Source organism: uncultured Maricaulis sp. (assembly GCF_905480005.1).
GTDB lineage: Bacteria > Pseudomonadota > Alphaproteobacteria > Caulobacterales > Maricaulaceae > Maricaulis.
Genome location: NZ_CAJQOO010000122.1, coordinates 1 through 26,077 on the forward strand (window position 1 = coordinate 1; position 26,077 = coordinate 26,077).

General features: G+C 63.2%; 27 protein-coding genes. 13 read left to right on the forward strand and 14 right to left on the reverse strand.

What is annotated here, in order from left to right; genetic code table 11:
- From QZ266_RS10570 to sdhC, 6 genes are all read right to left on the reverse strand, one after another.
- The coding region (locus tag QZ266_RS10570) for a 2Fe-2S iron-sulfur cluster-binding protein (protein WP_295694943.1) at positions 1-439 on the reverse strand (439 nt) is incomplete at its 3' end.
- 27 nt (positions 440-466) lie between these two features.
- Positions 467-844 carry a hypothetical protein gene (locus QZ266_RS10575; protein ID WP_295694945.1) on the reverse strand — a complete coding sequence of 126 codons (378 nt, stop codon included), beginning with the start codon at positions 842-844 and terminating at the stop codon, positions 467-469.
- Positions 844-1,269 carry a DUF3052 domain-containing protein gene (locus QZ266_RS10580; protein ID WP_295694948.1) on the reverse strand — a complete coding sequence of 142 codons (426 nt, stop codon included), beginning with the start codon at positions 1,267-1,269 and terminating at the stop codon, positions 844-846. The genes QZ266_RS10575 and QZ266_RS10580 overlap by 1 nt, the downstream gene beginning before the upstream one ends.
- A 2-nt stretch (positions 1,270-1,271) precedes the next feature.
- On the reverse strand, positions 1,272-3,059 hold the full coding sequence (gene sdhA, locus QZ266_RS10585) for a succinate dehydrogenase flavoprotein subunit (protein WP_295694950.1): 1,788 nt from the start codon (positions 3,057-3,059) through the stop codon (positions 1,272-1,274).
- Positions 3,060-3,071: 12 nt separating this feature from the next.
- Entirely contained in the window at positions 3,072-3,443 is a 372-nt protein-coding gene (gene sdhD / locus QZ266_RS10590) for a succinate dehydrogenase, hydrophobic membrane anchor protein (RefSeq protein ID WP_295694952.1), read from the reverse strand.
- Positions 3,444-3,445: 2 nt separating this feature from the next.
- Positions 3,446-3,838, reverse strand: coding sequence for a succinate dehydrogenase, cytochrome b556 subunit (gene sdhC / locus QZ266_RS10595; RefSeq protein ID WP_295694954.1), 393 nt, complete (start codon positions 3,836-3,838; stop codon positions 3,446-3,448).
- Between the two features lie 222 nt (positions 3,839-4,060).
- Between sdhC and QZ266_RS10600 the strand changes: the two genes are divergently transcribed.
- The 9 genes from QZ266_RS10600 to QZ266_RS10640 all read left to right on the forward strand — a co-directional run bounded on the left by QZ266_RS10600 (position 4,061) and on the right by QZ266_RS10640 (position 13,787).
- Complete coding sequence (locus tag QZ266_RS10600; protein ID WP_295694955.1) at positions 4,061-4,930, forward strand: SDR family oxidoreductase; 870 nt, start codon at positions 4,061-4,063, stop codon at positions 4,928-4,930.
- A 74-nt stretch (positions 4,931-5,004) separates the two neighbouring features.
- Positions 5,005-6,708: a hypothetical protein gene (locus tag QZ266_RS10605; protein WP_295694957.1), complete on the forward strand. Its 1,704-nt coding sequence runs from the start codon at positions 5,005-5,007 to the stop codon at positions 6,706-6,708.
- Between the two features lie 77 nt (positions 6,709-6,785).
- The gene (locus QZ266_RS10610) at positions 6,786-8,627 is read left to right on the forward strand and encodes a DUF885 family protein (RefSeq protein ID WP_295694959.1); all 1,842 of its coding nucleotides are present in this window, start codon (positions 6,786-6,788) and stop codon (positions 8,625-8,627) included.
- On the forward strand, positions 8,624-9,238 hold the full coding sequence (locus QZ266_RS10615) for a hypothetical protein (RefSeq protein ID WP_295694961.1): 615 nt from the start codon (positions 8,624-8,626) through the stop codon (positions 9,236-9,238). The genes QZ266_RS10610 and QZ266_RS10615 overlap by 4 nt, the downstream gene beginning before the upstream one ends.
- Before the next feature lie 71 nt (positions 9,239-9,309).
- Complete coding sequence (gene mtaB, locus QZ266_RS10620; protein WP_295694962.1) at positions 9,310-10,644, forward strand: tRNA (N(6)-L-threonylcarbamoyladenosine(37)-C(2))-methylthiotransferase MtaB; 1,335 nt, start codon at positions 9,310-9,312, stop codon at positions 10,642-10,644.
- Positions 10,641-11,570 (forward strand): signal recognition particle-docking protein FtsY, encoded by a 930-nt coding sequence (ftsY, locus tag QZ266_RS10625; RefSeq protein WP_295694964.1) that lies wholly within the window; start codon positions 10,641-10,643, stop codon positions 11,568-11,570. The genes mtaB and ftsY overlap by 4 nt, the downstream gene beginning before the upstream one ends.
- Positions 11,571-11,573: 3 nt before the next feature.
- Positions 11,574-12,422 carry a DMT family transporter gene (locus QZ266_RS10630; RefSeq protein ID WP_295694966.1) on the forward strand — a complete coding sequence of 283 codons (849 nt, stop codon included), beginning with the start codon at positions 11,574-11,576 and terminating at the stop codon, positions 12,420-12,422.
- Between the two features lie 21 nt (positions 12,423-12,443).
- Positions 12,444-13,085: a septation protein IspZ gene (locus QZ266_RS10635; protein WP_295694968.1), complete on the forward strand. Its 642-nt coding sequence runs from the start codon at positions 12,444-12,446 to the stop codon at positions 13,083-13,085.
- A gap of 90 nt (positions 13,086-13,175) precedes the next feature.
- Positions 13,176-13,787 (forward strand): MarR family winged helix-turn-helix transcriptional regulator, encoded by a 612-nt coding sequence (locus tag QZ266_RS10640; RefSeq protein WP_295694970.1) that lies wholly within the window; start codon positions 13,176-13,178, stop codon positions 13,785-13,787.
- On the opposite strand, the gene QZ266_RS10645 is transcribed toward QZ266_RS10640, so the two are convergent.
- From QZ266_RS10645 to ccmA, 5 genes are all read right to left on the reverse strand, one after another.
- On the reverse strand, positions 13,784-14,290 hold the full coding sequence (locus QZ266_RS10645) for a redoxin family protein (protein WP_295694972.1): 507 nt from the start codon (positions 14,288-14,290) through the stop codon (positions 13,784-13,786). The two genes, QZ266_RS10640 and QZ266_RS10645, sit on opposite strands and share 4 nt — an antisense overlap.
- Positions 14,290-14,445, reverse strand: coding sequence for a heme exporter protein CcmD (gene ccmD, locus QZ266_RS10650; RefSeq protein WP_295694974.1), 156 nt, complete (start codon positions 14,443-14,445; stop codon positions 14,290-14,292). The genes QZ266_RS10645 and ccmD overlap by 1 nt, the downstream gene beginning before the upstream one ends.
- Positions 14,442-15,191: a heme ABC transporter permease CcmC gene (gene ccmC / locus QZ266_RS10655; protein WP_295694976.1), complete on the reverse strand. Its 750-nt coding sequence runs from the start codon at positions 15,189-15,191 to the stop codon at positions 14,442-14,444. Before ccmC ends, ccmD begins: the two co-directional genes overlap by 4 nt.
- A 202-nt stretch (positions 15,192-15,393) precedes the next feature.
- A complete protein-coding gene (locus QZ266_RS10660; RefSeq protein WP_295694977.1) occupies positions 15,394-16,062 on the reverse strand; it encodes a heme exporter protein CcmB in 669 nt (222 codons plus the stop codon).
- The gene (gene ccmA / locus QZ266_RS10665; RefSeq protein WP_295694979.1) at positions 16,059-16,718 is read right to left on the reverse strand and encodes a heme ABC exporter ATP-binding protein CcmA; all 660 of its coding nucleotides are present in this window, start codon (positions 16,716-16,718) and stop codon (positions 16,059-16,061) included. Before ccmA ends, QZ266_RS10660 begins: the two co-directional genes overlap by 4 nt.
- A 156-nt stretch (positions 16,719-16,874) precedes the next feature.
- Between ccmA and acnA the strand changes: the two genes are divergently transcribed.
- Both acnA and QZ266_RS10675 read left to right on the forward strand, forming a co-directional pair.
- Entirely contained in the window at positions 16,875-19,550 is a 2,676-nt protein-coding gene (gene acnA / locus QZ266_RS10670; protein WP_295694981.1) for an aconitate hydratase AcnA, read from the forward strand.
- Positions 19,551-19,661: 111 nt separating this feature from the next.
- Positions 19,662-20,378, forward strand: coding sequence for a thioredoxin family protein (locus QZ266_RS10675; RefSeq protein ID WP_295694982.1), 717 nt, complete (start codon positions 19,662-19,664; stop codon positions 20,376-20,378).
- Here QZ266_RS10675 and QZ266_RS10680 read toward each other — a convergent pair.
- Together QZ266_RS10680 and QZ266_RS10685 are read right to left on the reverse strand one after the other, a co-directional pair.
- A complete protein-coding gene (locus QZ266_RS10680) occupies positions 20,375-20,926 on the reverse strand; it encodes an ActR/PrrA/RegA family redox response regulator transcription factor (protein WP_295694984.1) in 552 nt (183 codons plus the stop codon). The genes QZ266_RS10675 and QZ266_RS10680 overlap by 4 nt on opposite strands.
- A gap of 37 nt (positions 20,927-20,963) precedes the next feature.
- Complete coding sequence (locus QZ266_RS10685; protein ID WP_295694986.1) at positions 20,964-22,286, reverse strand: ActS/PrrB/RegB family redox-sensitive histidine kinase; 1,323 nt, start codon at positions 22,284-22,286, stop codon at positions 20,964-20,966.
- A 151-nt stretch (positions 22,287-22,437) separates the two neighbouring features.
- Here QZ266_RS10685 and QZ266_RS10690 point away from each other — a divergent pair, with 151 nt between their 5' ends.
- Both QZ266_RS10690 and QZ266_RS10695 read left to right on the forward strand, forming a co-directional pair.
- Complete coding sequence (locus QZ266_RS10690) at positions 22,438-23,070, forward strand: SCO family protein (RefSeq protein ID WP_295694988.1); 633 nt, start codon at positions 22,438-22,440, stop codon at positions 23,068-23,070.
- 46 nt (positions 23,071-23,116) lie between these two features.
- Positions 23,117-24,382: a polyhydroxyalkanoate depolymerase gene (locus tag QZ266_RS10695; protein ID WP_295694990.1), complete on the forward strand. Its 1,266-nt coding sequence runs from the start codon at positions 23,117-23,119 to the stop codon at positions 24,380-24,382.
- An 82-nt stretch (positions 24,383-24,464) separates the two neighbouring features.
- On the opposite strand, the gene QZ266_RS10700 is transcribed toward QZ266_RS10695, so the two are convergent.
- Positions 24,465-26,033 (reverse strand): hypothetical protein, encoded by a 1,569-nt coding sequence (locus QZ266_RS10700; protein ID WP_295694992.1) that lies wholly within the window; start codon positions 26,031-26,033, stop codon positions 24,465-24,467.
- Positions 26,034-26,077: the final 44 nt, after the last annotated feature.

The following is a 26,077-nucleotide window of genomic DNA, read 5'->3' on the forward strand; positions in this document are numbered from 1 at the left end:
TGTCGGTCTTGAGATAGGGCTTCACCGCCGCGTGCTGGGCATAGAATTGCGTCAGGTCCGGGATCAGGTCGCGGACCACCGGCTGGTGCGGTAGCGGCGAAATGGTGATGTCGCCCTTGTACTCGTCAATGCCCGAGGTGCAGGCGATGGTGTTGCGGCCGCCGATATTCATCGAGCAGGAGCCACACACGCCTTCGCGACAGGAGCGGCGGAAGGCCAGCGAGGCGTCGACATTGTTCTTGATCCACAACAGGGCATCGAGAACCATCGGTCCGCAATCATCCATGTCGACCTTGTAGGTGTCCCAACTCGGATTCTGGTCGGTTTCCGGGTTGTAGCGATAGACCTTGAAGGTACGCGTATTCTTCGCCCCGTCCGGCGTCGGATGGGTCTTGCCCTTTTGCGGAGCGGAACCTTTGGGGAGTGTCAGCTGAACCATTGTGGAGCCTTCTTCGGAATTCCTGCGTCAGACGATCGGTTCGTCATCGCAATTGGTCACGGCACCGACGCTGCCGTAGCTTGTAACGAAATAGAGATGTCGCTCATCCCGGAACACTGTCCAGCATGACGCGCCCGCCTGAGGGTTCCGGACGCTGTACCGGTAGCAGATTTCGTCATTCTCAACCCACCAACTACCGACCTCGCGCTGCGGCGTGGCGGTCTGATCAAACAGGGTGCCATCGGCCCGGGTCAGCTCGTGCCACTCCGCGCCATCCGGGTAGCACCCCCGCAGGCTGGCACCGGTAAACACGTCGGTCAGCGCGGCACCGTCGAGCTCTGTGGGCTCGCCCTGAGCCGTCAGAAGCGCCGCCGCAACCAAAGCGAATGAAACCGAAGCCAGCATCAATTCACCATCCGCTTGTTCCGGGGGATCATCAGTTTCAGGCCGGACCAGATCGCGTCAACAGCACACACTTTCACATCGACCAAGTCGATGGGAAGGGCGACGTCGCGGATCACGTCCTCGGTCATGTCGGTTTCGACTTTCGACGCCTTCTTGGGCCAGGAGACCCAGATCATGCCGTCTTGCCGGATGGATGAGCGAAGGCGCGGCAGATCGGTTTCGAACTCGGTGCGCACCTTTGTGAAATAGTGCACATAGTCGAGATCATCGCCGGCCTCGGCCGTCGCCTGTTCGCGGGCAAAGATCGCCGCCGAGCGCAGATCGTCATGCGCCTCGGGCAAATTCAGGAATGCCACAGCCTGCCCGTCCTTGAGACCGAGCTTTCTTGGCAGGGGTGTTCCTGAATATCCGGCGGTTTGCGCCATGCCTAGTAAACCCGTGCCTTCGGCTTGATGTACTCGATATCGTTCGACATCGTGTAGGTGTGGACCGGGCGGTAGTCGATCTTCACATTGCCGGCCTCGTCGCACCAGGCGAGCGTGTGCTTCATCCAGTTTTCATCGTCGCGATCGGCGAAGTCCTCGCGGGCATGGGCGCCGCGGCTCTCTTCGCGATTGGCCGCACCATTCACCGTCACAGCCGCCTGGCTGAGCAGATTGTCCATCTCGAGGGTTTCCATGAGGTCGGTATTCCAGACCATGGTCCGGTCGGTGACACCGATATCGGCCATACCCGTATAGACTTGGCGGATCGCCTCGACGCCTTCATTCAGGACCTCACCGGTGCGGAAGACGGCGCAGTTATTCTGCATGGAGCGCTGCATTTCCAGCCGCAGCTTGGCGGTCGGCGTGGCGCCGGCAGCATTGCGATACTTGTCCAGTCGATCCAACGAAACCTGGCCGTCGGTCGCTTTGATCTCGGGCTGGCTGGCGCCGGCCTTGGTCGTCTCGCCCAGGCGCAGGCCTGCGGCGCGGCCGAAGACGACGAGGTCGATCAGCGAGTTCGAGCCGAGACGATTGGCGCCATGCACCGAGACGCAGGCCGCTTCGCCCACAGCCATCAGGCCCGGCACGACCGTATCGGCATCGCCACCGACCTTGGTCAGGACTTCGCCATGATAATTGGTCGGGATGCCGCCCATATTGTAGTGGACCGTCGGCAGGACCGGGATCGGCTCCTTGGTCACATCGACACCCGCGAAGACGCGGGCGCTTTCGGAAATGCCCGGCAGGCGCTCGCCGAGAATGTCCGGATCGAGATGATCGAGATGGAGATGGATATGGTCGCCATTGGCGCCAACCCCGCGGCCTTCGCGGATTTCCATCGTCATCGAGCGCGAGACGACATCGCGGGACGCGAGGTCCTTTGCCGATGGCGCATAGCGCTCCATGAAGCGCTCGCCGTTGGAATTGGTCAGATAGCCGCCTTCACCGCGGGCCCCCTCGGTGATCAGGCAGCCGGCGCCGTAAATGCCGGTCGGGTGGAATTGCACGAATTCCATGTCCTGGAGCGGCAGGCCGGCGCGCAGCACCATGGCATTGCCGTCACCGGTGCAGGTGTGCGCCGAGGTGGCGGAGAAATAGGCGCGGCCATAGCCGCCCGTTGCCAGGACCACGGTCTGGGCGCGGAAACGGTGCAATGTCCCGTCGTCAAGCTTCCAAGCCGTAATGCCGCGGCAGACACCGTCATCATCCATGATCAGATCGAGCGCAAAATACTCGATGAAGAATTCGGTCTCATTGCGGACCGACTGGCCATAGAGCGTATGCAGGATGGCGTGACCGGTCCGGTCGGCAGCAGCACAGGTGCGCTGGACCGGGCCTTCGCCGTAATTCTTGGTCATGCCGCCAAAGGCGCGCTGGTAGATCTTGCCGTCCTCGGTGCGCGAGAAGGGCACGCCCCAGTGCTCGAGCTCGTAAACAGCATCGGGCGCATTGCGGCAAAGATATTCAATCGCGTCCTGGTCACCCAGCCAGTCCGACCCCTTGACGGTGTCATACATGTGCCAGCGCCAGTCATCCTCACCCATATTGCCGAGCGAGGCGGAAATCCCGCCCTGGGCAGCAACCGTGTGCGAACGGGTCGGGAAGACCTTGGTGATGCAGGCGGTCTTCAGACCAGCCTGGGAAGCTCCGAGTGCCGCGCGGAGGCCCGAGCCCCCGGCGCCGACGACGACCACATCATAGGTGTGATCGATCCAATTGTATTCGGCCATGTGGTGCGTCCGTTAAAGCGCGAGTTTGAGCAGGGCGAAGGCGGTAACCAGCCACAGCCCCAGCGTCAGGAATGTATTCCCCAGCATGAGCACCATCTTGGTGCCCGACTTGTGGATATAGTCCTCGATGATCACCTGCATACCCAGACGCATGTGCGACAAACCCGCCGTCAGGGTGAGCAGCGTAATGATGGCGCCCGCCGGGCTGGCGAAGAAGTCGGCGGCAGTCTCCGGCGCGCCCGACTTGGCCAGCATCCAGACGAAGACCGGAGCGAGGAAGAAAAGGGCGATCGAGGTCACCCGGTGCGTGATCCAGTGGCTCGCGGCATGGCCGGAGGCTCCGAGGCCGCGGACCTTGGCGGTCGGGGTGCGATAATCACTCATGATCAGATCCCCAGCTCGAGCCAGACCAGCGCGGTCGGAATGATGGCACCAACAATGATCAGTACAGAGCGCAGATTGGACCCCGCCGGATCATAGCCCTTGCCGGCATCCCAGACGAGGTGGCGCAGACCGTTGAGCCAGTGATAACTCACCGCATAGGTGAGCGCGATCAGGCCCAGCTGCGTCACCCAGGCCATCCAGCCCTCGAACAGGAAGCTGACTGCGCCCTCGGCGCCGAAAGCCAGCAGGATCACCCAGACGCTGATCGCGACTGCGCCGATATAATTCGCCACGCCCGTGGCACGATGAAGGATGGATGACGCCATCGTCGCGTGCCAGCGCCAGACCTGAAGGTGTGGCGACAACGGACGCGGATCAGACCAGTCGGAAGCCATGCGGCAGCCTTTCGCTCTTTTGTCCGGAACCTGCGCGGCAGCCCCGCCGACGCAGAAAGTCAGTGCTGAGGCAGCACAATAGGCCTGAAGCTGTCAGGGTCAACGCGACAGGAAGTGCACCGCTGACAACATCCGGACATTTTTTCAGGGATTCGGTACGCAATCCCGTTTGAGAACGGCCCGGCACGCCCTAGGTTAAGCCTGTCCATCAAGGAGATCGACATGACCCAAGTCCAGCCATCCGCCGTCGTGACAGGCGCCTCCACAGGGATCGGCGCCGCCTGTGCCAAGCGTCTTGTCGATGAGGGCTGGCGTGTCTTTGCCGGCGTGCGAAAGCCGGCAGATGGCGAGCGCCTCAAGGCCGATCTGGGCGCCAGCCTCATCCCGGTCATTATCGACGTCACCGACACGGCGAGCGTCAAGGCCGCCGCCAAGACAGTCGGCGCGGCGCTCGACGGCCAGACGCTGAAAGGCTTGGTCAATAACGCCGGGATCGCCGTGGCGGGTCCGATGCTGGAATTGCCGCTCGAGGAATTCGAGAACCAGATGGACGTCAATGTGACCGGTATTGTCCGCGTCACCCAGGCTTTCGGACCGCTTCTGGGCGTCGATGCAAGCCTGACCGGCGAGCCGGGCCGTATCGTCATGATGTCCTCGGTTGCCGGCGAGATGGGGGCCCCCTTCCTGGGGCCCTATGCCGCGTCCAAACATGCCGTTGAAGGGATCAGCAAATCGCTGCGCCGCGAGCTGATGTTGTATGGCATCGAGGTTGTCGTGATCGGACCGGGCGCCGTCGCGACGCCGATCTGGTCCAAGGCCGAAGAGATCGATACCACGCCGTATGAGAACAGCCCCTTCTTCGAGGCCATGACCCGCATCCAGGGCTGGATGGCCAAGAACGGTCCGGCCGGCTTCCCGCCCTCGAAGATTGCGGACCGGGTCTTCCGCGGGCTGACAGATGCCAAGCCGCGCTTCCGCTATGCCATCGTGCCGGACAGGCTGACCAATTGGTCTCTGCCGCAGATCCTGCCCGAGCGCCTGGTCAACAATCTGGTCGCCAAGCGCGTCGGACTGCAACGCAAACATCGCTAGATGCGTATTTCCGCGTGTTAATTTGATCAGGTGTCCTGTTTGCCGCTGAATACGGTCCATTCGGGGAGACACACATGCTGCACACACTTCTGGCCACTGCCGGGACGCTCGCGCTTCAAGCGGCCGACGATCCAGCCACACTGGACTACACGCTCGATATCTCCAGCGAAGCCGGGGTGACCTACGTCACCGTCGAGGTGAACCTGACTGGCGAGGCCGATGGCGAAACCGGCATCATTCTGCCGAATAGCTGGGGCGGTCAGGACGCCTTGTGGGGCGCCATCGATGACGTCTCGCTGACCAGCGATGACAGCGCAGCCGCCATCCAGACAGGGGATGACCCCTCAAGCCTGACCCTGACACATGCTCCCGGTGCAGACCTCAGCCTGCGTTACACGATTACGCCGGAACGCACGGGCGAACCGCAAAATGCGCTGGGCGACAATTATCGCCCCTATGTGGAACCGGACTGGGTTCACCTTATCGGACAGACCATATTTGCCTTTCCTGATTCCGACGCGGATTTCGATGTCGAGGTCGCGCTCACGGCGCCTGATGGCTGGGCGCTGGCATCGGACCTCGAACAGGGTGATCTGGACGTCAATACACTGCTGACCAGCATCACGGTGGCCGGCGATTTCAGGCTCCAGGACAATCTGGTCGACGGCGTCTCTCAGCGGGTCGCCATTCGCGGTGACCAGGCCTTTACCGATGCCGACATGGCCCAGTCGGTCAGCCAGGTTCTGGCCGCCAATGCCACCTATTGGGGCGTCGAGGCCGAACCCTTCCTGGTCACGGTTCTGGAACTGGAGGCGGAACCGGGCGTGATGAGCGTCGGCGGCACCAATCTGGGCGACGCCTTTGCCTTCTTCACGACCAGCAATGCGGAGCGCGCCATCCTCCTTCGCATCCTCATGCATGAACATGTCCACACGTGGATTCCCGGCCGCGTGGGCGGCGCCATTACCGGCGAAACCGAGCCGTCCGGATACTGGTTCTCCGAAGGTTTCACCGACTTCCTCACCCAGCGCGCCGCTGTGCGGGCCGGTCTGTGGCCGGCGGAAGTTGCGATCGAGACCTGGAATGAAGCGCTGGTGGAAAACTACGCCTCCCCGGTTCGGGATGCGCCCAATGACGCCATCATCGCCGGCTTCTGGACCGATGGCGACTTTCAGCGTCTGCCCTATCATCGCGGTATGATTTTCGCCGCCCTCATCGACCAGACCATCCATGCCCAAACCGGCGGCCGCCTCGATCTCGACGACGTCCTTCTGGCGATGCAGGATGATCCGCCGGCTGACCCCGCGCCGCTCGCTTTCGCGGACCGGGTTCTGGATGTCACCGGTATCGACATCGCTCCCCTGATCGACTGCCACATCATCAATGGCGAACCGGTCAGCCTGCCAGCCGAGACCTTCGGGGCCTGCGGCCTCGTCGAGACGATCAGCGAACCGGTCTTCGTCTATGGCATGTCGGGACAACGCAATGCCGATGATCGCTATGAGATCGCTGCCGTGGATCCGGACGGGCCGGCGGCGCCCGCGGGCTTCCAGCCCGGCATGATCATTCTGGAACGCCTCGAAGGGGCCGTGGGCGATGCCACGGTGGACAGTGTGCTGCGCGTCCAGACACCGCAGGGCGAAACGCTCGACCTGCGCTACCGCCCGACCAATGGCGAGGTGCAGACCTATCCGCGCATCACGATGGCGCCCGGCGATCTCGTTTCGAATGGCTGCACGGCACGGCTGGCGGGCTTGCCCGCAACCGGCACAGACTGATCGGATCGGCACGATGACGGCCCGGCTTGCGGGTCGTCGCGTGCCGGGCCATCCTCTGGCCAACAGGGGAGAGATTTATGCTTTTTCAACGACCCGCGCGCCTGCTCGCCGGCGCCTCGCTGCTCGTCCTGGGCATGACCGCGCCTGCCGCTCTTGCCATGTCGCCGGCGGACCAGACCGCCAAGACGACCTTGACCATGCAGGACGAGACGGCCGCCAGCGCTTTCGCCCAGCTGGTCGAGGACTTTGAAGCTTTCGAGCACGAAAACAGCCCCGGCGCCCGCGCTCGCGACGGTGATCTGGAAGCGGCCGGCGAATGGTTTGACATTTCGCCCGAAAGCCTCGCCGCCCAGGCCGAGGCCGAAACCGGTTTTCTGCAGCGGCTCGAAGCCATTGATGTTGACGCGCTCGATGAAAATGACGCGACGTCCTATGCCGTGCTCGACTATATCCTGCGCTTCCGGGTGGAATTGGCACCCTTTGACGAGATGCGTGCGCCGTTCCGGAATGATAGCGGGTTCTTCTCGGCCCCGTCCTATGCCTCTGCCTCGACCCGCCCGCGCACAATTGCCCGCGCCGACGCCTGGGTCGCGCGGATCAATGCCATCCCGGATTATTTCGACGCCAATATCGCCTGGATGCAGCAGGGGCTGGAAGACGGCTTCACCCAGCCGCGCCTGATCGCCGAGCTGGCCGCCTCCCAGATCGAATCCCTGAGCGACCCGGAAACGCTGACCACACTCCTGATCGCCCCGATCGACCGCTTGCCGGAAGGTCTGCCGCAAGCCGAGCGTGATCGCGTGCGCGCCGACGCCGAAGCTGCCATTCGCGACGCCGCCATCCCGGCTTACGAGACTCTGCTCGCCTTCTTCCAGGACGAGTACATCCCGCAGACCCGCGCGAGTCTCGGCATTTCGGAAACTCCGGACGGTCGCGAATACTACCAGACCGTCGTCCGCTACCACACCACACTGGATACATCGCCGGAAGAGGTTCACCAGCGCGGCCTCAATGAGGTCGCGCGCATCCGGGCGGAAATGGACGAGGTGATTTCCCGCACGGGTTTCGAAGGCACATTCGCCGAATTCCTGAACTTCCTGCGCACGGACCCGCAATTCTACGCCGAGACGCCGGAAGAATTGCTGATGCATGCCGCCTGGATATCGAAGCGGGCCGACGATGCCATGCCCCGCTTTTTCGGCAATCTGCCGCGCCTGCCCTATGGCGTCAGGCCCGTGCCGGACACGATGGCCCCAACCTATACGACGGGCCGTTACTGGCCGGGCGATCTGGAAAATGGGGTGGCCGGCGGCTACATGGTCAACACCTATGACCTGACCCAGCGCCCGCTTTATACCCTGCCGGCCCTGACCGTTCATGAGGCGGTGCCGGGTCACCACCACCAGATCTCGATCGCCGCCGAGCTCGAAGACGTCCCGGATTTCCGCCGCGACAGCTATATCACCGCCTTTGGTGAAGGTTGGGGTCTCTATACCGAGACCCTGGCCACCGATATGGGGCTCTATACGACGCCTTATGAGGAGTTTGGCCGCCTGACCTACGAGATGTGGCGCGCCTGCCGTCTCGTGGTCGATACCGGCATCCATTACATGGGCTGGACCCAGGCCGAGGCTGAGGCCTGCCTGCTGGAGAATTCAGCCCTGGCGCCTCACAATGTGCGCACAGAGGTCCAGCGCTACATCTCCTGGCCTGGCCAGGCGCTGGCCTACAAGTCCGGGGAGTTGCTGATGCGTGATTTGCGCGCCCAGGCCGAAGCCCGGCTCGGCGCGGACTTCGACATCCGGGCCTTCCATGATCGGCTTCTGGACGATGGGGCCATGCCGCTGTCAGCCCTGGAAGCAAAGATGCTGGCCTGGATCGATGAACAGGAAGCGGAGCTGGCGGAGGCGGCCGAATGATCGCCTTTGCCCTGACCGACGCCCTGGTCACGATCGGGGCGATTCTCGGCATTTATCTGCTCTGGCCGCACCGGCGCAATGGCAAGGTCCGGATGATCCGGCTGGGCCTCGGCCTGATGGGCTTTGCCGCACTGGTCGGGGCGATCCGCTTTGCCTCGGGACAGGTCGATGCGCTCGCCGAAGCGCACAGCCTGACCAGCCAGTTCGCGGCGGCGGCAGGCCTCCTGTTGATCGCCACCGGGCTGTTGCTGAAAGCGAATGATGCCCGGCTGGATCCGGGCATCACCCGCTATGTGCGCTACGGCATTCCCATGCTTGTCGTTTTCCTGATGATTTTCCCGGGAACGGGCGGCGTTCTCGGCTTCCTGCCGACGCTGGCCTTCATCCTCGGACTGATCGGCAGCGGCATGCTGATCATGCACGGCCAGCGCCCGGCGGGCCTGGCCTGGCTGGCCAGCTTCCTGGTGCTTGGCGTGGCCTCCATCCTGATAGGGGGAAGCCGGACCGAAACAACATTCGGGATCACCAACTGGCACCTCTACCACGCCCTGCTCGGCATCTGGGCGGTCATGGTGGGCGAGGCAACCAAGCGGGTCATGGCCCGGTCCTGACACCGGAGTGACGGAGTGATTGCCCGCGCGGCTTGACGATGGGCAGCCACTCCACCACTTATCCGCACTCCATGAGCACGCATGATGACAATCCGGCCGCTTCCGGTGCCGACACCCCGCCGACACGGCCGGTCGACACCGAAGCCGGGCTCGACATTCTGACCTTCGGCTGCCGGCTCAATGCCTGGGAGAGCGAGGTCATGCGCAAGCATGCGCGTGAGCAGGGGCTGACCAATACCATCCTGGTGAATACCTGCGCCGTGACCAATGAGGCGGTGCGCCAGGCGCGTCAGCACATTCGCCGCGCCCGCCGCGACAATCCCGACGCCCGGATCATCGTCACCGGCTGCGCCGCCCAGGTCGATCCGGACATGTTCGGCAACATGCCGGAAGTGAACCGCGTCATCGGCAATGACGAAAAACTCAAGGCGGAGACTTTCCGGCCGGCTGACCTTCTGGGTGGCACCGAGAAGGTGCGCGTCAACGACATCATGAGCGTCACCGAAACCGCAGGCCATCTGGTCGAGGGCATGGAGGGGCGCGCCCGCGCCTATGTTCAGGTCCAGAATGGCTGCGACCATCGCTGCACCTTCTGCATCATCCCCTATGGCCGCGGCAATTCACGCTCGGTGGGAGCCGGCGAGGTGGTCGACCAGATCAAGACGCTCGTCGATAGCGGCCATAGCGAAGTCGTGCTGACCGGTGTCGACCTGACCTCATGGGGCGATGACCTGCCGGGCACGCCGCCGCTGGGCCGCCTGGTCCAGTCCATCCTCAAGCATGTGCCTGACCTGCCGCGCCTGCGGCTGTCTTCGATCGACGCCATCGAGATTGACGAAGCCCTGTTCGAGGCCGTCACCGGCGAAAACCGGATCGCGCCCTATCTCCATCTGTCGCTACAGGCCGGCGACGACATGATCCTCAAGCGCATGAAGCGCCGGCATTTGCGCGATGACGCCATAGCCCTGTGCGATCGCCTGAAGTCAGCCCGACCCGAGATCGCGTTTGGCGCCGACATGATTGCCGGTTTCCCGACCGAGACCGAGGCCATGTTCGATAATTCGATCCGGCTCGTCGACGAATGCCAACTGGCCTATCTGCATGTATTTCCCTACTCGCCGCGCCCGGGTACGCCGGCGGCCCGCATGCCTCAGCTCGAACGCGCCGTGATCAAGGAACGCGCCACCCGGCTGCGCGCGAAGGCCGATGACGCGCTGACCGCTCATCTCGACAGCATGATCGGCATCGAAAAGGCAGCGCTGGTTGAAAAACCAGGCTTCGCGCGGGCCGGCAATTTCGCCAGCATCCGCATACCCGAGGCCGACATTCCGCGGCCAGGTGCGCTTGTCGATATCGCCATATCCGGGCATGACGGACGCGAACTTCAGGGGGTCATCACCGGATGAGCGAGAAGAAACCGGGCTTCTTTTCCCGACTGGCGCAGGGGCTGAAACGCTCCTCCACCAAGCTGGGCGACAGCGTCACCGCAATTTTCACCAAGCGAAAGCTCGACCGCGAAGCGCTGGACGAGCTGGAAGATGTCCTCATCGCAGCCGATCTCGGCGCGGCCGCGGCCATGCGTGTCACCGAGCGCCTGGCCAAGGATCGCTTCGACAAGGAAGTGTCGGACGAGGACGTGCGCGAAGCCCTCGCAGACGTCGTCGCCGAAACCCTCACGCCACTGGAACAGGCGCTCGATCTGGGTGGCAGCAAACCGCAAGTCGTCCTGTTTGTCGGGGTCAATGGCTCGGGCAAGACCACGACCCTGGGCAAGATTGCCGTGAAGCTGAAGCGCGAAGGCCGGAACCCGATCCTTGCCGCCGGCGACACGTTCCGCGCGGCCGCGATCGAACAGGTCTCGATCTGGGGTGAGCGGGCAGAAGCCCCGGTCATCAAGCGCGAGATCGGCGCCGATGCGGCCGGCCTCGCCTATGACGCCATCGATCAGGCTGATCGTGACGGGCATGATGTCGTGCTGATTGACACGGCCGGCCGGCTTCAGAACAAGGCCGAGCTGATGGATGAGCTGAAGAAGGTCGTGCGCGTCATCAAGAAGCGGATGCCGGACGCGCCGCATCATGTCGTGCTTGTGCTCGATGGCACCGTCGGCTCCAACGCCGTCTCCCAGGCCCAAGCCTTCCTGGCAGCCTCGGACGTGACGGGCGTGGTGATGACCAAGCTGGACGGAACCGCCAAGGGCGGCGCCCTCGTCCAGGTCGCCGAGAAATTCCAGCTGCCTATTCACTATATCGGCATTGGCGAGGGCGAGGCTGACCTCCAGCCCTTCTCGGCACGGGATTTCTCGCGGGCATTGGCCGGGCTGGAAGGCTGACGCGTGGACAACACGCTCGCCCTTGCCACAGTGGCGATGCTGGGCTCAGCGCTGGCTCACGCCATCATGACCCTGCTGACGAAAAAAGCGGATGACCGGCTGGTTTTTCGTGGCCTGACCCAGGGCTTTCTCGCCATTCTCATCCTGCCCTGGCTCGTCTTCCAGCCGATACCGCCCTGGGAAGTCTGGCGTTTCCTGCTCGCCGGTGCCCTGGTGATCTGGGCCTTCAACATGCTGCTGGTCGCCGCCTTCAATGAGGGCGAGATGAACCTCGCCTACCCGGTCATGCGTGGCGCCGCTCCCGCCCTGGCAGCGATTGCCGCCTTCGTCTTCCTCCGGGAAACCGTCAGCCTGGGCCAGATGGCCGGACTGGGCATTGCCACCGCCGCCCTGATCGGTTTTGCCTGGCCGGAGAAGGACGGTCGCCCGAAGTTGAAACTCATCCTGCTGGCCCTCGCCGCAGCGAGCATGACGGCCAGCTATACCGTGATCGACGCGGCAGGCGTGCGCACGTCCGGCCAGCTTTTCATCTATCTGGGCTGGTTCTTTGTCCTGTCCGGCATGACCATCCTGCCGACGGCCATCTTCCGGCGCGGCGCGCAATTCCTCGCGATCGCGCGGCAGGAGACCAGGCCGGCCCTGATGTGCATGGGCTTCAACCTCGCCACCTACGGCCTCGCGCTCTACGCCTATGCCAATGCACCGGTTGCACCGATGGCAGCGCTGAGGGAGCTCTCTATCGTGCTGGGGGCGCTGCTCGCCGCCTTCGTACTGAAGGAACCCTTCGGCGGACGGCGCATCACGCTTGCAATCTGTCTTGCTGCCGGGCTCGTATTGCTTCAGGTGATGTAAACCGCAAACGGAGAGCCGATCTTGGCCCAGACCCAGAAAACGTCCGAGCAGAGCTCGCGCCTCCTCATTGATGCCGGCCCCATCGGGGTGTGGATCGTCGTCTACAATGTCGCGCGCATGATTGCGGCCGATCAGGCGATCTATATCGGAACCGGCGCCTACATGATCGCCGCAACGATCGCCCTGGTGATGTCGATCCGGGTCGAGAAGCGGGTCCCACCCATGCTCGTCTTCACGACGGTCATCGTGCTCTTCTTCGGCGCTTTGGGGATTTTCCTGCAGGACCCCGTCTTCATCTATGCCAAGCCGACCATCATCAATCTTTTCCTGTCCTATCTGATCCTGGTCAGCCTCGCCTTCGGCCAGAATATCTGGAAGGTCTTCTTCAAGCACATTTTCGAACTGACCGACCGGGCCTGGATGCTGCTGGCAATTCGCTGGGCGCTCTGGTTCCAATTCCTGGCCTTCCTCAACGAGGTGATGTGGCGCCACATCACCGACAGTGTTGTGCCGGAGAGCGCACGCTGGTTTGCCGGGCTGGAGCTGAGTGAGGCCTTCTGGTCAAACGCCAAGCTGGGCGTGATGGTCCTGTCGATCGGTTTTGCCGCATCACAGATGCCACTTGTACTGAAGAACCAGCCCAAAAAACCGGATGGTGAGTAGAGCCGATACCGGCATTCCGTGCTCGGACATTTGTCATTCTCGCGTTATAAATCCGACCTAGGATGAATTCCCGAGCACACGGGGGGCGTCATGGCGCACGACAGGCACGACACCAAGACCTTCCACCTCTCGGAATCCCCGGGACACCTGCTTCATCGCGCCCAGCAATTCGCCGCGGAACGCTTCACCAAGGCGATGGCCGGGGCAAAGCTGACCCAGCGCCAATTCGCTGTCCTGCACGCGACTGCGGAGGAGGAGGGGCTGACCCAGACCCAGCTGGTCAAGTCGACCGGGATTGATCGGTCCACCCTGGCCGAGCTGGTCGCGCGAATGGTCAAGAATGGTCTCCTGGAACGCGAGAAACTCGCCGATGACGCACGCGCCAATGCCGTCAAACTGACAGCCAATGGGCGCACATTGCTGGAGGCGGCCACGCTCGGCGCCATGGACGCCGACAAGGCCATTCTCTCCGCCCTCCCGAAGAACAAGCGGGCCAGCTTTCTGGAAACCCTCCGCCGCATCGCCGAAACGCTCGAGAAGGGCGAGGAGGCCGCCAAGGCTGCCAAGCTGAAGGCCAAGGAGAAGAAGAAGAAGGCCAAGAAAAAGGCGAAGGAGAAGGCCAAGGCCAAGGCCAAGAAGGCCGAGAAGAACGCCAGGAAGGCCAGGACGTCCAAGGCGGCCCGGAAGGCCGACGCCGCCTAGTCGCGACTGGCGCGGTCGAGTGCCGGATAGATTTCGTTGCGCAAGGCGTCAGAGGTCAAAGGCCCCGGCCAACGGGCGTATATCTCGCCATCCTTGATGACCAGGGTCTCCGGCGCCCCGTTAATGCCCAGCGCAGTGACCGATGCATTGTCGATATCCTGCATCACGCCGACAAAGGGATTGCCGAGATCGTCCAGGAATTGCTGGGCATCTTCGGGGGTGTCCCTCCAGTTGAGCCCGTAGATTGCAATGCCCTCACGGCGCAGCGCCATCAGCACCGGATGCTCGGCATGACAGGGCGCACACCAGCTGCCCCAGACATTGAGCAGCCAGACACCCTCAACCTCATCCGGCTCGAAACCGGCGCGTGCTTCAAGCGACTGCATCTGCAGTGCCGGCAGGGCTTGTGTGGGCGGCGGCGTCTGATCGGCCAGATAGCGCCAGCCCAGGGCCGCCACGAGTCCGAGCAGCGCCAGCCAGGCAATGAGACGAGCCCACTTCATCACGCTTCATCCTCTTCAAGCCGGCGCAAAGCAGTCTGCGCCGCGCGACGCTCCAGGACCGCATGAACAACCAGGCCTGCGAGCGCGGCAAAGGAGAGCCCCCAGGTCGGCCAGACGAAGGCCGCATACCCGCCCATGTCCAGAAACGCGTTCATGATACGGCCTCCTCTCGCGCCCGGGCCGCCTGCTCACGCTGGCGCTGCAGGGTCCGGACCCGGCGCCGCAAGGCCTGACTGCGCAGGCGATAGAGGATCAGCCAGCCGGCAAGGAAGCTGTATCCCAAAGCCATGATGGCCAATGGCCAGAGCTGGCTGGAATGGATGGTCGGACCATCGAGGCGAATGACCGAGGCCGGCTGGTGCAGGCTGGACCACCAGTCGACCGAGAATTTCACGATCACCAGATTGATAATGCCGGCCATGGCGAGGATGGCACCGGTCCGGGCCGCCTGCTGGGCATCCTCCAGCGCGGCGCGCAGGGCCATATAGCCCAGATAGACCAGAAGCAGGACCAGCACGGAGGTCATCCGGGCATCCCATTCCCACCAGGCCCCCCACATCGGCTTGCCCCAGAGTGAACCGGTAAACAGGGCCAGAACGGTAAAGACGGCGCCGATCGGGGCAATCACCTCCGCCGCCGCATCCGCCAGCGCATGGCGCCAGACGAAATAGACGAAACTCGCCGCCGCCAGCGCCGCATAGAGTGCCATCGCCATGTAGGCCGCGGGCACATGCACATACATGATCCGGATCGTCTCGCCCTGCTGGTAGTCCGGCGGCGATGCGAAGAAGGACAGATAGACCCCCACGGCGAGCAGGCCGAGCGCCAGAACCGCGAAGATCGGGATCAGGGTCCGGGCCAGCTGATCGAAACGCTGGGGGTTGGAAAAGTAGGACAGCATGTCAGCTGATTACTTTGCGACCGACCAACCGGCAAGTGCGGCAAACGATCCCGTCCCGGGCCACAGGTGGGCGCGACGGCACAAACCGCCAAGACAGGGGCCGGGCATGACCGGTGACACACGGGTCAGCCAGGGCAGGAAATCCGTACCGGGCGGCCTTTTGGCCTCGCCCGTCACATGCAGGACGCCATGACCGGCAAACCTAGCCCAAGCGGCTCCGGATCGCCGCAGCGATACCGAAGGGGGCAAGCGCGATCGTGCCGAGCGAGACTGCGGCAGTGAGCAGGAGATTGGCCAGGGCCCGCTCGTCACCCTCGAAGGCAGAGCGTCCGGCGCCGGCGGCAAAAATCAGGACCGGCACCATCATCGGCGTGGCAATCAGGGCAATCAGCAAGCCGCTGCGCCGTATCCCGGCGGCGAGAGCACCGGCAAATCCGGCAATCAGCGACAGCGCCGGGATAGCGGCCAGCAGCGCCAGTGCGCCCATCAGGGCCGGTTGGACGGGCACGCCATACATCATCGCGCCAAGGCATCCGATCACCGGCAGCGGCCAGAGTGTGGCCAGGGCCTGGCCCGTGACCTTGGCCAATACCAGCCAGGCCGGCGAAACGCCGCTGAGGAGGTAGAGTTCCGCGGTTCCATCCCCATGATCATCACCGAACAGGCGGTCGGCGGATTGCAGGACGGAGAGCAGCGCGGCAAAGCCCATGATACCGGGACCAACTGCGGAGAGGAGGTCTGCCGCCGGACCGATGGCCAGCGGTGCCAGGGTAATCGCGGCGAGAAAGAAGGCTGTCGGCCCGGCTGCGCCGCCGCCGCCGGCCCAGGCCAGGCGAGCCTCCCGCATGAAGATCGCTCGCAGCGCGCTCATCGATGCGCTCCCAGATCAATCCGCCTGGCATCAGGCCAGTCGAGCCGCTGATGGGTCGCGGCAATCACACTACCGCCACGGGCGCGGTGCCAGGCGACAAGCGAGGCCAGCCGCGCGCGACCACCGCCATCGAGCGGGCCGGCAGGTTCATCGAGTAACCAGATCGGGCGATTGGCGAGGGCAACGCGCACCAGTGCCGTCCGCCGCTGCTGGCCGCGCGACAGGCGCGCTGCGGGCCGGTCAATCAGGCTCTCGACCGCCATCGCCCGCATGAGCGGCAGGATGGCCTTGCGGCTCTGCCCGGTGAGGTCTGCCCAGAAGCGCAGCGCGGCGCGGGGCGTCTCATTGGGCTTGAGGCCATCGGCATGCCCCAGCCAGCCCAGACAATCTGCAGCCACCTCGCCTGGTGGCAGCTCGCCGAAGCGGATCTCACCGGCATCGGGGCGGATAAAGCCGGCAAGCGCTCTGAGCAATGTCGTCTTGCCGGTCCCGTTCGGGCCACTCATGAGCACGGCATCCCCGGGAGCGAGATCGAGCGAAAAACCGCGGACCAGCTCGATCCCCCCGCGCGCCAGCGACAAACCGGAAACCCGAAGTGTTTCCGTCTCAAATTCCGGCATGTCCGGAGAAATTTCGGTCGCGCTTTGCATGGTCATGCATGTCGCCTGACAGCGCGCCATCCGTCAACGCACGGAACGCCGCATTGCAGCAAACCGAATGTCCGGCTAAAACCCCGCCAAAACATATGGCCGTAACCTGCGGCCACCCTCCCCACCGGGTATTTTACCCCTGACCCCATGAGGACGACGCATATGCCCTCTCTCGACAGCTTTTCCTGTAAACGCACCCTCACCGCTGCCGGTGAAACCTATGTCTATTATGATCTGAAGGTCGCTGAAGCGAATGGCCTGGCCGGGGTTTCCCGCCTCCCGGGTTCGCTGAAAGTGCTTCTGGAAAACCTGCTGCGTTTTGAAGACGGCAAGACCGTCACCAAGGCTGATATCGAGGCGATGGCCGAATGGCTGACGACCCGCAAGTCGACCCATGAAATCGCTTACCGCCCGGCCCGTGTGGTCATGCAGGACTTCACCGGTGTTCCGGCCGTGGTCGACCTCGCCGCCATGCGCGATGCCGCGACCAAGCTCGGCGCCGACCCGGACCGCATCAACCCGCAAGTCCCGGTCGACCTCGTAATCGACCACTCGGTCATGGTCGACAATTTCGGCCAGGCCAACAGCTTCTCGAAGAATGTCGAGCGCGAATACGAGCGCAATGGCGAGCGCTACAAATTCCTCAAATGGGGCGCCAAGGCATTTGACAATTTCCGCGTCGTCCCGCCGGGCACGGGCATCATCCACCAGGTCAATCTGGAAAATCTCGCCCAGGCTGTCTGGACCAAGGAAGAAAACGGCGAAACCGTCGCCTATCCCGACACCTGCGTTGGCACTGACAGCCACACCACCATGATCAACGGCCTCGCCGTCCTGGGTTGGGGTGTCGGCGGTATCGAAGCCGAAGCCGCCATGCTCGGCCAGCCGGTGTCCATGCTGATTCCGGAAGTCATCGGCTTCGAGCTGACCGGCAAGCTGCCGGAAGGCGCGACCGCGACCGACCTGGTCCTCAAAGTCGTCGAAATGCTCCGCAAGAAGGGCGTGGTCGGCAAGTTTGTGGAGTTCTACGGCACCGGCCTCGACCATCTTTCGCTGGAAGACGAAGCCACCATCGCCAACATGGCGCCCGAATATGGTGCGACTTGCGGCTTCTTCCCGGTCGACAATGAAACCCTCGCCTATCTCAAGGCCACCGGCCGCGACGACAAGCGCGTCGCCCTCGTGGAAGCCTATTCCAAGGCACAAGGCATGTTCCGCCCGGAATATGACGCCGACCCGACCTTCACCGATACGCTGCACCTGGACATGTCGACCGTCGTGCCGGCCGTGTCCGGTCCCAAGCGTCCGCAGGACTGGATCGAGCTGTCCAATGCCGCTGCCGGCTTTGCCCGCATCATGGAAAGCGAGTACGGCAAGGGCGACGAGCTGGACAAGTCTGCGCCGGTCACCGGTGAGGATTTCCCGTTCACCAATGGCGATGTCGCGATCGCGGCCATCACCTCATGTACCAACACATCCAACCCGTCCGTCATGCTCGGCGCCGGCCTCCTGGCTCGCAATGCCGTGGCCAAGGGCCTCAAGACCAAGCCCTGGGTGAAGACCTCGCTGGCTCCGGGTTCCCAGGTTGTGACCGATTATCTGCTCCGCGCCGGCCTGAATGACGATCTCGACGCGCTTGGCTTCGATCTCGTTGGTTATGGCTGCACGACCTGTATCGGTAATTCTGGCCCGCTGCCGCCGGCCATTTCCAAGACCATCAACGAGAATGACCTCGTCGCGACCTCCGTGCTGTCGGGTAACCGCAATTTCGAAGGCCGGATCTCGCCGGATGTGCGCGCCAACTATCTGGCCTCGCCGCCACTGGTTGTCGCCTACGCCCTGGCTGGGTCGATGAAGGTCAATCTGGTCACCGATCCGCTGGGTCAGGACCAGGACGGCAATGACGTCTATCTGAAGGACATCTGGCCGAGCTCGGCCGAGATCGCCGAAGTGGTGCGCACCTCGGTCACGCCGGACATGTTCGCCACGCGCTATGCCGACGTGTTCAAGGGTGATGACGCCTGGGGCGGTATCGAAGTCTCCGGTGGCCTGACCTATGCCTGGGACCACACATCCACCTATGTTCAAAACCCGCCCTATTTCGAAGGCATGACGATGGATCCGGAAAGCCCGGGCGATGTCATCAATGCCAAGATCATGGGCCTGTTCGGCGACTCGATCACGACCGACCACATCTCGCCGGCCGGTTCGATCAAGGCCGACAGCCCGGCTGGTCGCTACCTGCAGGAACGTCAGGTGCCAGTGCTGGAGTTCAACTCTTACGGCTCGCGTCGCGGCAATCACGAAGTCATGATGCGCGGCACGTTTGCCAATATCCGCATCAAGAACAAGATGCTGGACGGCGTCGAGGGCGGTTACACGCTCAAGGACGGCAAGCAGGTCGATATCTTTGACGCCTGCATGGAACACCAGGCCGCGGGTACCCCGCTGGTCGTGTTCGGTGGCAAGGAATACGGCACGGGCTCCTCGCGTGACTGGGCAGCCAAGGGCACGCGCCTGCTGGGCGTGAAGGCCGTCATCGCCGAGAGCTTCGAACGTATTCACCGCTCCAACCTGATCGGCATGGGCGTCCTGCCCCTGCAGTTCGAGGACGGCGGTAGCTGGGAATCGCTCGGCATGACCGGCGACGAGACGGTCACGATCAAGGGCATTGAAAGCCTCGAGCCTCGCGCCGTGATGACCGTCGAGATCACCCTCCCGGACGGCACGGTGAAAACCGCCCCGGCCCGCGCCCGGATCGATACCGAGAACGAGCTGGAATACTTCCGCCATGGCGGCATCCTGCACTACGTTCTGCGCAACCTCGCAGCGTCGTAAGTCGCCGGACAGCATTCTCCCGCCCGCGTCACGCCCAATTGATTGGATGATGCGGGCGGGCATGCTTATCTAGATGCCATGAAATGGCTCCTTCCCCTTTTGCTCGCAGCCATGAGCGGGCTGTCGCTGCCGGGTGCGGTCGCTCAGGATGACGCGGAAACGCCCTGCGAGGAGCGCCCGGTCCTGGTCGAGCTCTTCACCAGTCAGGGCTGCGGGCTGTGCCCGGAAGCCAATCGCTATCTCGGCGAGCTGGACCAGCGCGAAAATGTCTTCGTGCTCGCCTATGCGGTGTCCTACTGGGACATGTATGGCTGGACCGACACCTATGCCCGGCCGGAATATGTCCAGCGCCAGCGGACCTATCTGCCGCGGCTCGACGTGCCCCGTCTCTACACTCCCCATTTCGTGGTTGATGGCGTGACCGATGCGCCCGGCTGGGAACGCGATGCCGTTGCCCTGGCCGTGGGCGAACGTCTGACCGCCATGCCGGACAGCCCGGTTATCACGATTGCCGACGGTCCCTTCGGCTCCTTTCAGGTCACGCTGGACGGCAATGCGCCGGAAGAGGAGCTGGATGTCTGGCTCGTCGCCTATTCTCCCGGATGGGCCACGGTGGAAGTCCGCGCGGGCGAGAATGACGGCCTCGACATGCTTCACTACAACATGGTCAAGAGCATGACATATCTGGGAAACTGGGCGGGCGGGCCGGCCACTTTCACCGGTGAGAGCTTCCGCCGCTATGGCACGGTCGCCATCGTTCAGGGCGCCAATGGCGGCCCCGTCTATGGCTATGCCCGGGTCGCCCCCAGCGAAATGGCCACCCGCTAGCGCGGTGCGCGTTTGGCCAGGATGCGCTGCAGGGTGCGGCGGTGCATGTTCAACCGGCGGGCCGTTTCCGAGACATTGTGATCACACAGCTCGAAAACGCGCTGGATATGCTCCCAGCGCACGCGATCGGCCGACATCGGGTTCTCCGGCGGCTCCGGCTTGTCTTCCGGGTGGGCCAGCAGCGCCTTGATGATGTCATCGGCATCGGCCGGCTTGGAGAGATAGTCCACGGCGCCCGCTTTCACGGCAGCCACTGCGGTCGCGATATTGCCGTAACCGGTCAGCATCACCACACGGCAATCGGCGCGCGAGGCGTGCAGCGCCTTGACCACATCCAGTCCGTCCCCGTCCTGCAGGCGCAGGTCCAGCACCGCGAAGGCCGGTGGGTTGGAGCGGGCCACTTCCTTGGCCTCATCAACGCTGGCCACGGCCGAGACGATGAAACCGCGACCGGTCATGGCACGGCCAAGACGGGTCCTGAAGGGCGCGTCATCGTCCAGGATGAGAAGGGATTTGTCTTCGGGAAGCTCGTATTCGATCTCGCTCACGCGTCGGTCCTCGTGAATTTTGGTCCTTGACCACTATCTAGCCCAGTGCGGGCGGCACCTCTACCCGTTTGCGCGGCCAGCGGATTGCGACAATCGCGCCACCCGGCCCGGGCGCATTGTCAAAACGGACCACACCCCCGCTTTTCTCGATCATGGTCTTGGCGATGAAGACACCCAGTCCGAGGCCGCCCTGGCCGGGAGTCCCCGACCGGGTCGTAACATAGGGCTCACCGATCTTGGAGAGAATGTCCGAGGTGAAACCGGGCCCGTCATCGACCACACGAACATAGATGTTGGACCGGTCCCATCGCCCTTCCACAACAACGCGGGAGGCCGCGAAATCTACTGAGTTTTCAATGAAGTTCCCGATGCCATAGAGCAGCTCAGGAATGCGCCGCAAGACAGGCGCGTCGCCATCGCCGGTTTCCGACAACTCCACCGTCACGACCGGGCCAAGGCCGCGCAAGGGCACGCTCGCCTCCTCGAGTGCAGCGAGAAACTCGATACGGTCATGCCGCTCGTCGGAGGCTTCCTGCACCTCGCCCAACCGCTTCAGTATGTCGCGGCAACGGCGCGCCTGTGTGACCAGGAGATCGGCATCCTCGGCCAGCGGCGAGTCGGCCTCGATCTCGCGGAGCATTTCCTTGGCGGTCAGCTGGATGGTTGCCAGTGGCGTTCCCAGCTCATGCGCGGCAGCGGCCGAAAGGGCACCCAGTGCCGACAGGCGCTGCTCGCGGGAAAGAACGCTCTGGGTTGCCGCCAGCGCCGTGGCCATGCGCTTGCCTTCCTGACTGACCCGCCAGGAATAGACGGCGGTAAAGGCGACGGCGATGAAGATGGCCGCCCACAGGCCAAAGACGTACATGCCCGGCAGGTCAAGCGTGTCACCGCCATACCAGGGCAGGGGCAGGCTCCACAGCCACATCGCGCCTGTCCCGCTGATCGCAACAGCTGCGACACCGCCGGACCAGTGCGCCGGGAGGGCAGCGACGGCAATGATGATGGGGGCTGCCAGCATCACGATGAAGGGATTTTGCAAGCCACCTGTCAGGGTCAACAGCGCGCACATCTGGAGGATGTCAAAACCCAGCTGGGCGAAGGCTTCCCAGTCCCGGGCGAATTTCTGCGGCGGCACAGCAAGGGTCAGCCAGGTATTGACCAGCGCGCTCATGGCAATCAGGCCGAGGCAGAATCCGATCGGCAGCTCGAACCCGACAACGAAATGCACGATCAGAATGGTCAGCGTCTGCCCGCCAACCGCGAGCCATCGCAGCATGACCAGTGTACGCAGGCGCAGCCGCCCGAAGACCGGTGTCAGATGGGCGTCCCCGCCATAGGGGTCCCAATCGCTCTCACTCATCGCGTGCTTGCCTCCTGAAAGCGTGACCGCGTCCGGTTATGGACAGGGCGCGGGCTTGGCCCTACCTTCGCATCCGCAGCAAAACCGGAGCATTCTGACTAGCATGCTTCGTTTGCGCCCGGATAGACCGGGCGCCGGCCAAGGAGTGACAATGCCGCGTCCATTGCTCTGGCTGCTGATCGCAGCGCCCACAGTCTTGTTGATAGCGTTCTTCACTCTCTACCTGACCCAGCCGGGCGAGGTCGTGGAGCGTCGCTCAGGCGTGCGCACAACCGGGGAAGCCCTGGTGGGCGGCCCGTTCGAACTGATCGACCAGACCGGAGCAAGCGTCACGCAGGAAGCCTATGCCGGCAAGGTCATGCTGATCTATTTCGGCTACACGTATTGCCCGGATGTCTGCCCCTTTTCCCTGCAGATCATGGCCGCCGCCATGGACCAGCTGGATGCCGGGCAACAGGCCCGAATTCAGCCCATCCTGATTACGGTCGATCCGGAGCGGGACACGCCGGAACAGATGGCCCGCTATGTCAGCTCGCCGGCCTTTCCCGACGGCCTTGTCGGTCTGACGGGCAGCGAGGAGCAGATTGCCGCCGTCGCCCGGGCCTATCGCGTGGTCTACCAACGCGCCGAAGAAGACAGCAGCAGTGACTATCTGATGGATCATTCGTCGATCATCTATGTGATGGATGGCGACGGGCGTTTCGTTGATCTCTTTACCTCGGGCGTGGACCCGCGCGATGTCGCGCTCCGCCTGCAAGACTTCCTTGAGGAAAATCCCGGATAGTCATCCGGAACAGTGCCGGCGCACGGCGCCGACGCGAGGAGAGCGTATGCTTTACAGCGTCTATGAATTCAATCGTCTCGCCATGACACCATGGCGCGCGGCGGCCAATGCCACCCGGCAGGCCCTCCGCTCGCCCATGAATCCGATGGCCGAGTCCATTGCCGGTCGTTCGATGGCCGCCGCCGCCGAACTCTTTGAATCCGTGACCCGGCGCTATGCCAAGCCGGAATGGATGCTCGATCACACCACGGTCAACGGGCAGTGCGTTGGCGTCAGCGAGGAAGTCGTCTGGACCAAACCCTGGTGCTCACTGCTCCACTTCGAACGCGATCATGACGCACTCATCGCGGCCCGGGGCAATGAGACGCCGGATCGAAAAGTCCTCTTCGTCGCACCGATGTCGGGCCATTATGCGACGCTGCTGCGCGGCACCGTTGAAGCCTTCCTGCCGGATAGTGAGGTTTACATCACCGACTGGCAGGATGCGCGGATGGTCCCGGTCACTGACGGCCGTTTCGATCTCGATGAATTCACCAGCTATATCCGTGAAATGGTCAGCCTTCTGGGACCGGACGTCCACGTCGTCGCTGTCTGCCAGCCAGGTCCGCCAACACTGGCCGCGATCGCGCTGATGGCCGAGGATGACGACCCGAACCGTCCGGCTTCGATGACCTATATGGGCTCGCCCATCGATACCCGCCTGTCGCCGACCGTGCCGAACAAGCTGGCAGAAGAGAAACCGTTCGACTGGTTCGCAGGAAATCTGATCCACACCGTTCCAGCGCCGAATCCCGGCGCCTTCCGGCGTGTCTATCCGGGCTTCCTGCAGCTGGCCGGCTTCATGAACATGAATCTGGAGCGCCATGTCGACGCTCACTGGGATTTCTTCACCCACCTGGTCGATGGCGATGGCGACAATGCCGACAAACACCGCACCTTCTACGACGAGTATCTTGCCGTCATGGACCTGTCGGAAGAATTCTACCTGCAGACCATCACCGACGTCTTCCAGGAGCACAAACTGGCCAAGGGCGAGCAGATGCACGGCGAGCGCACGGTCAACCCGGCCGCCATTCGCGACATCGCCCTGTTGACGGTTGAAGGCGAGAATGACGACATTTCCGGCATTGGCCAGACCCAGGCCGCGCACACTTTGTGCTCAGGCCTTCCGGACACGCTGCAACAGGACTGGATCCAGCCCGATGTCGGCCATTACGGCGTTTTCAATGGGCGCCGTTTCCGCGAGCAGATTGCGCCGCGGATGAAGGCTTTCATGGACGAAACCGGCCAGGCCGCACTCGCCAGCCGCTAGGGCCTGCCCCTTTGGACGGCGAACAAGAAAAAGGCGCCAGTCGAACCGACTGGCGCCTTTCCTGTCTCTCGTCAGGACACGATCAGGGCGCTTCGGACGTGAAGCTCAGCCCCAGCACGTTGTAATCAAAGGTGCCGGCCTCGATATCCACCAACATCTCACCGATGCTGAGCGGCTCGGGCGGGGTCATATCGATCGTCAGGCTGCCACCCTGATTGACGAACTTCGTCAGGGCCGACGACAGCTCGGCGAGTACCGTTCGCGGGATCTCCGGCGGTGCCGCCATCAGACCCATACCCATCATCGCACCAGCCTGGACACGCAATTCGTCCTTGGTGATGCCCTGGGCCGCAGCGCCAGCATCAAGGGCGCGGTCAAGCAATGACAGGTCGACGAAGCGCATGGACATATTATTGATGAGAAGCGGCCCCATCAGACTGACCATCGCATCCATCTGGGCGGCCTCATCGGACTCGTCCACGGTAGAGAGCGTTTCCATCGCCGACGGCATGTTGGCCAGATACTCGTTGAAGCCGGACATGTCCTGCGCCATCTCGATACGCAGACCATCCGTCAGCTCGAGATAGTTTTCGCCGGTTGTGTAGGAGCGGCCCGAGTCTTCGTCATAGACCGAGTTGGCCTGCATCCGCAGTTCGAGCTGGTCATAGCCGAGCATGCCCAGACCCATGGCGAGTTGTGCCCCGCCCGGCTTGGATGCGTCCGGGATCAGCATTGCGGAGCCGAGTTCAGCCGTGCTGAAGACCCGGGAGCCGCTGCGCTCCATTTCGGCCGTGAGGTGATCCATGGAGAAATGAACACCCGACGCCTCGACGAGGATGTCGCGCACGGCGAAGCGGTCATAGATATCAACCGGAGAGAGGAAGGCGCTCTGGTAATAGGCCTGCATCACCGCGTCTTCATCAGCGCCCGCAGCCGCGGCATCCATCATGTCGGCATAGGCCGCCGTCTGGAAGCCGAGGATCGACATCTCGCCGAGATTGACGGTCACATTCTCACCGGTCTCGTCTGCACCCGAGAAGGCGAAGCCGAGCATGGCCAGGCGACCCAGTTCGACGCGTGAGTATTGCTCGACGACGAATTGGGCGAGGCTGAACTCGAACGGATTGCCGTCTTCTTCGCCTTGGCCCACGAGACCTTCAATCGCGAATCCCTCAAACTCGTAGAGATTCCAGTCCGGCTCGAAATCATCATCATTTTCGCCCGCGACGGCGCGACCGAAATCATGCGTCATGACCGAATTGGGGCCATCAAGGCTGACGCGGTCGAGCCGGACCACGGTGCCATCCATATCATCGGTGGCCGAGATGCCTTCCAGAGCGAGACCGTCAAACAGCACTTCACCGTCGGAATCGAGGCGAAGCGCGTCAAAGATCATGCGCTCGACCTGGACCACGTCCGGGCCGCCATCGCCTTCATCATTGATGTCGCTGAAAGTGACATCGTTGAGAATGTAGCGACCGCTGCGGAAGCTGACGCTGTCATAGCTGAAGCCGTCCTGTCCGCCATCCAGTCCCATCCGCTCCATGGCGGCTTCCGCCGCTGCACGGCTCTGGGCCTCGACGCTGCCGGCCGGCAGCATGTAAATGGCGACGCTCGCCGCGGCAGCGGCAGTAAGCAGGCTGTATCTCATAATGACCCCCTTAATGGATCGGTGTTTCTAGGTCCCTCGAACGG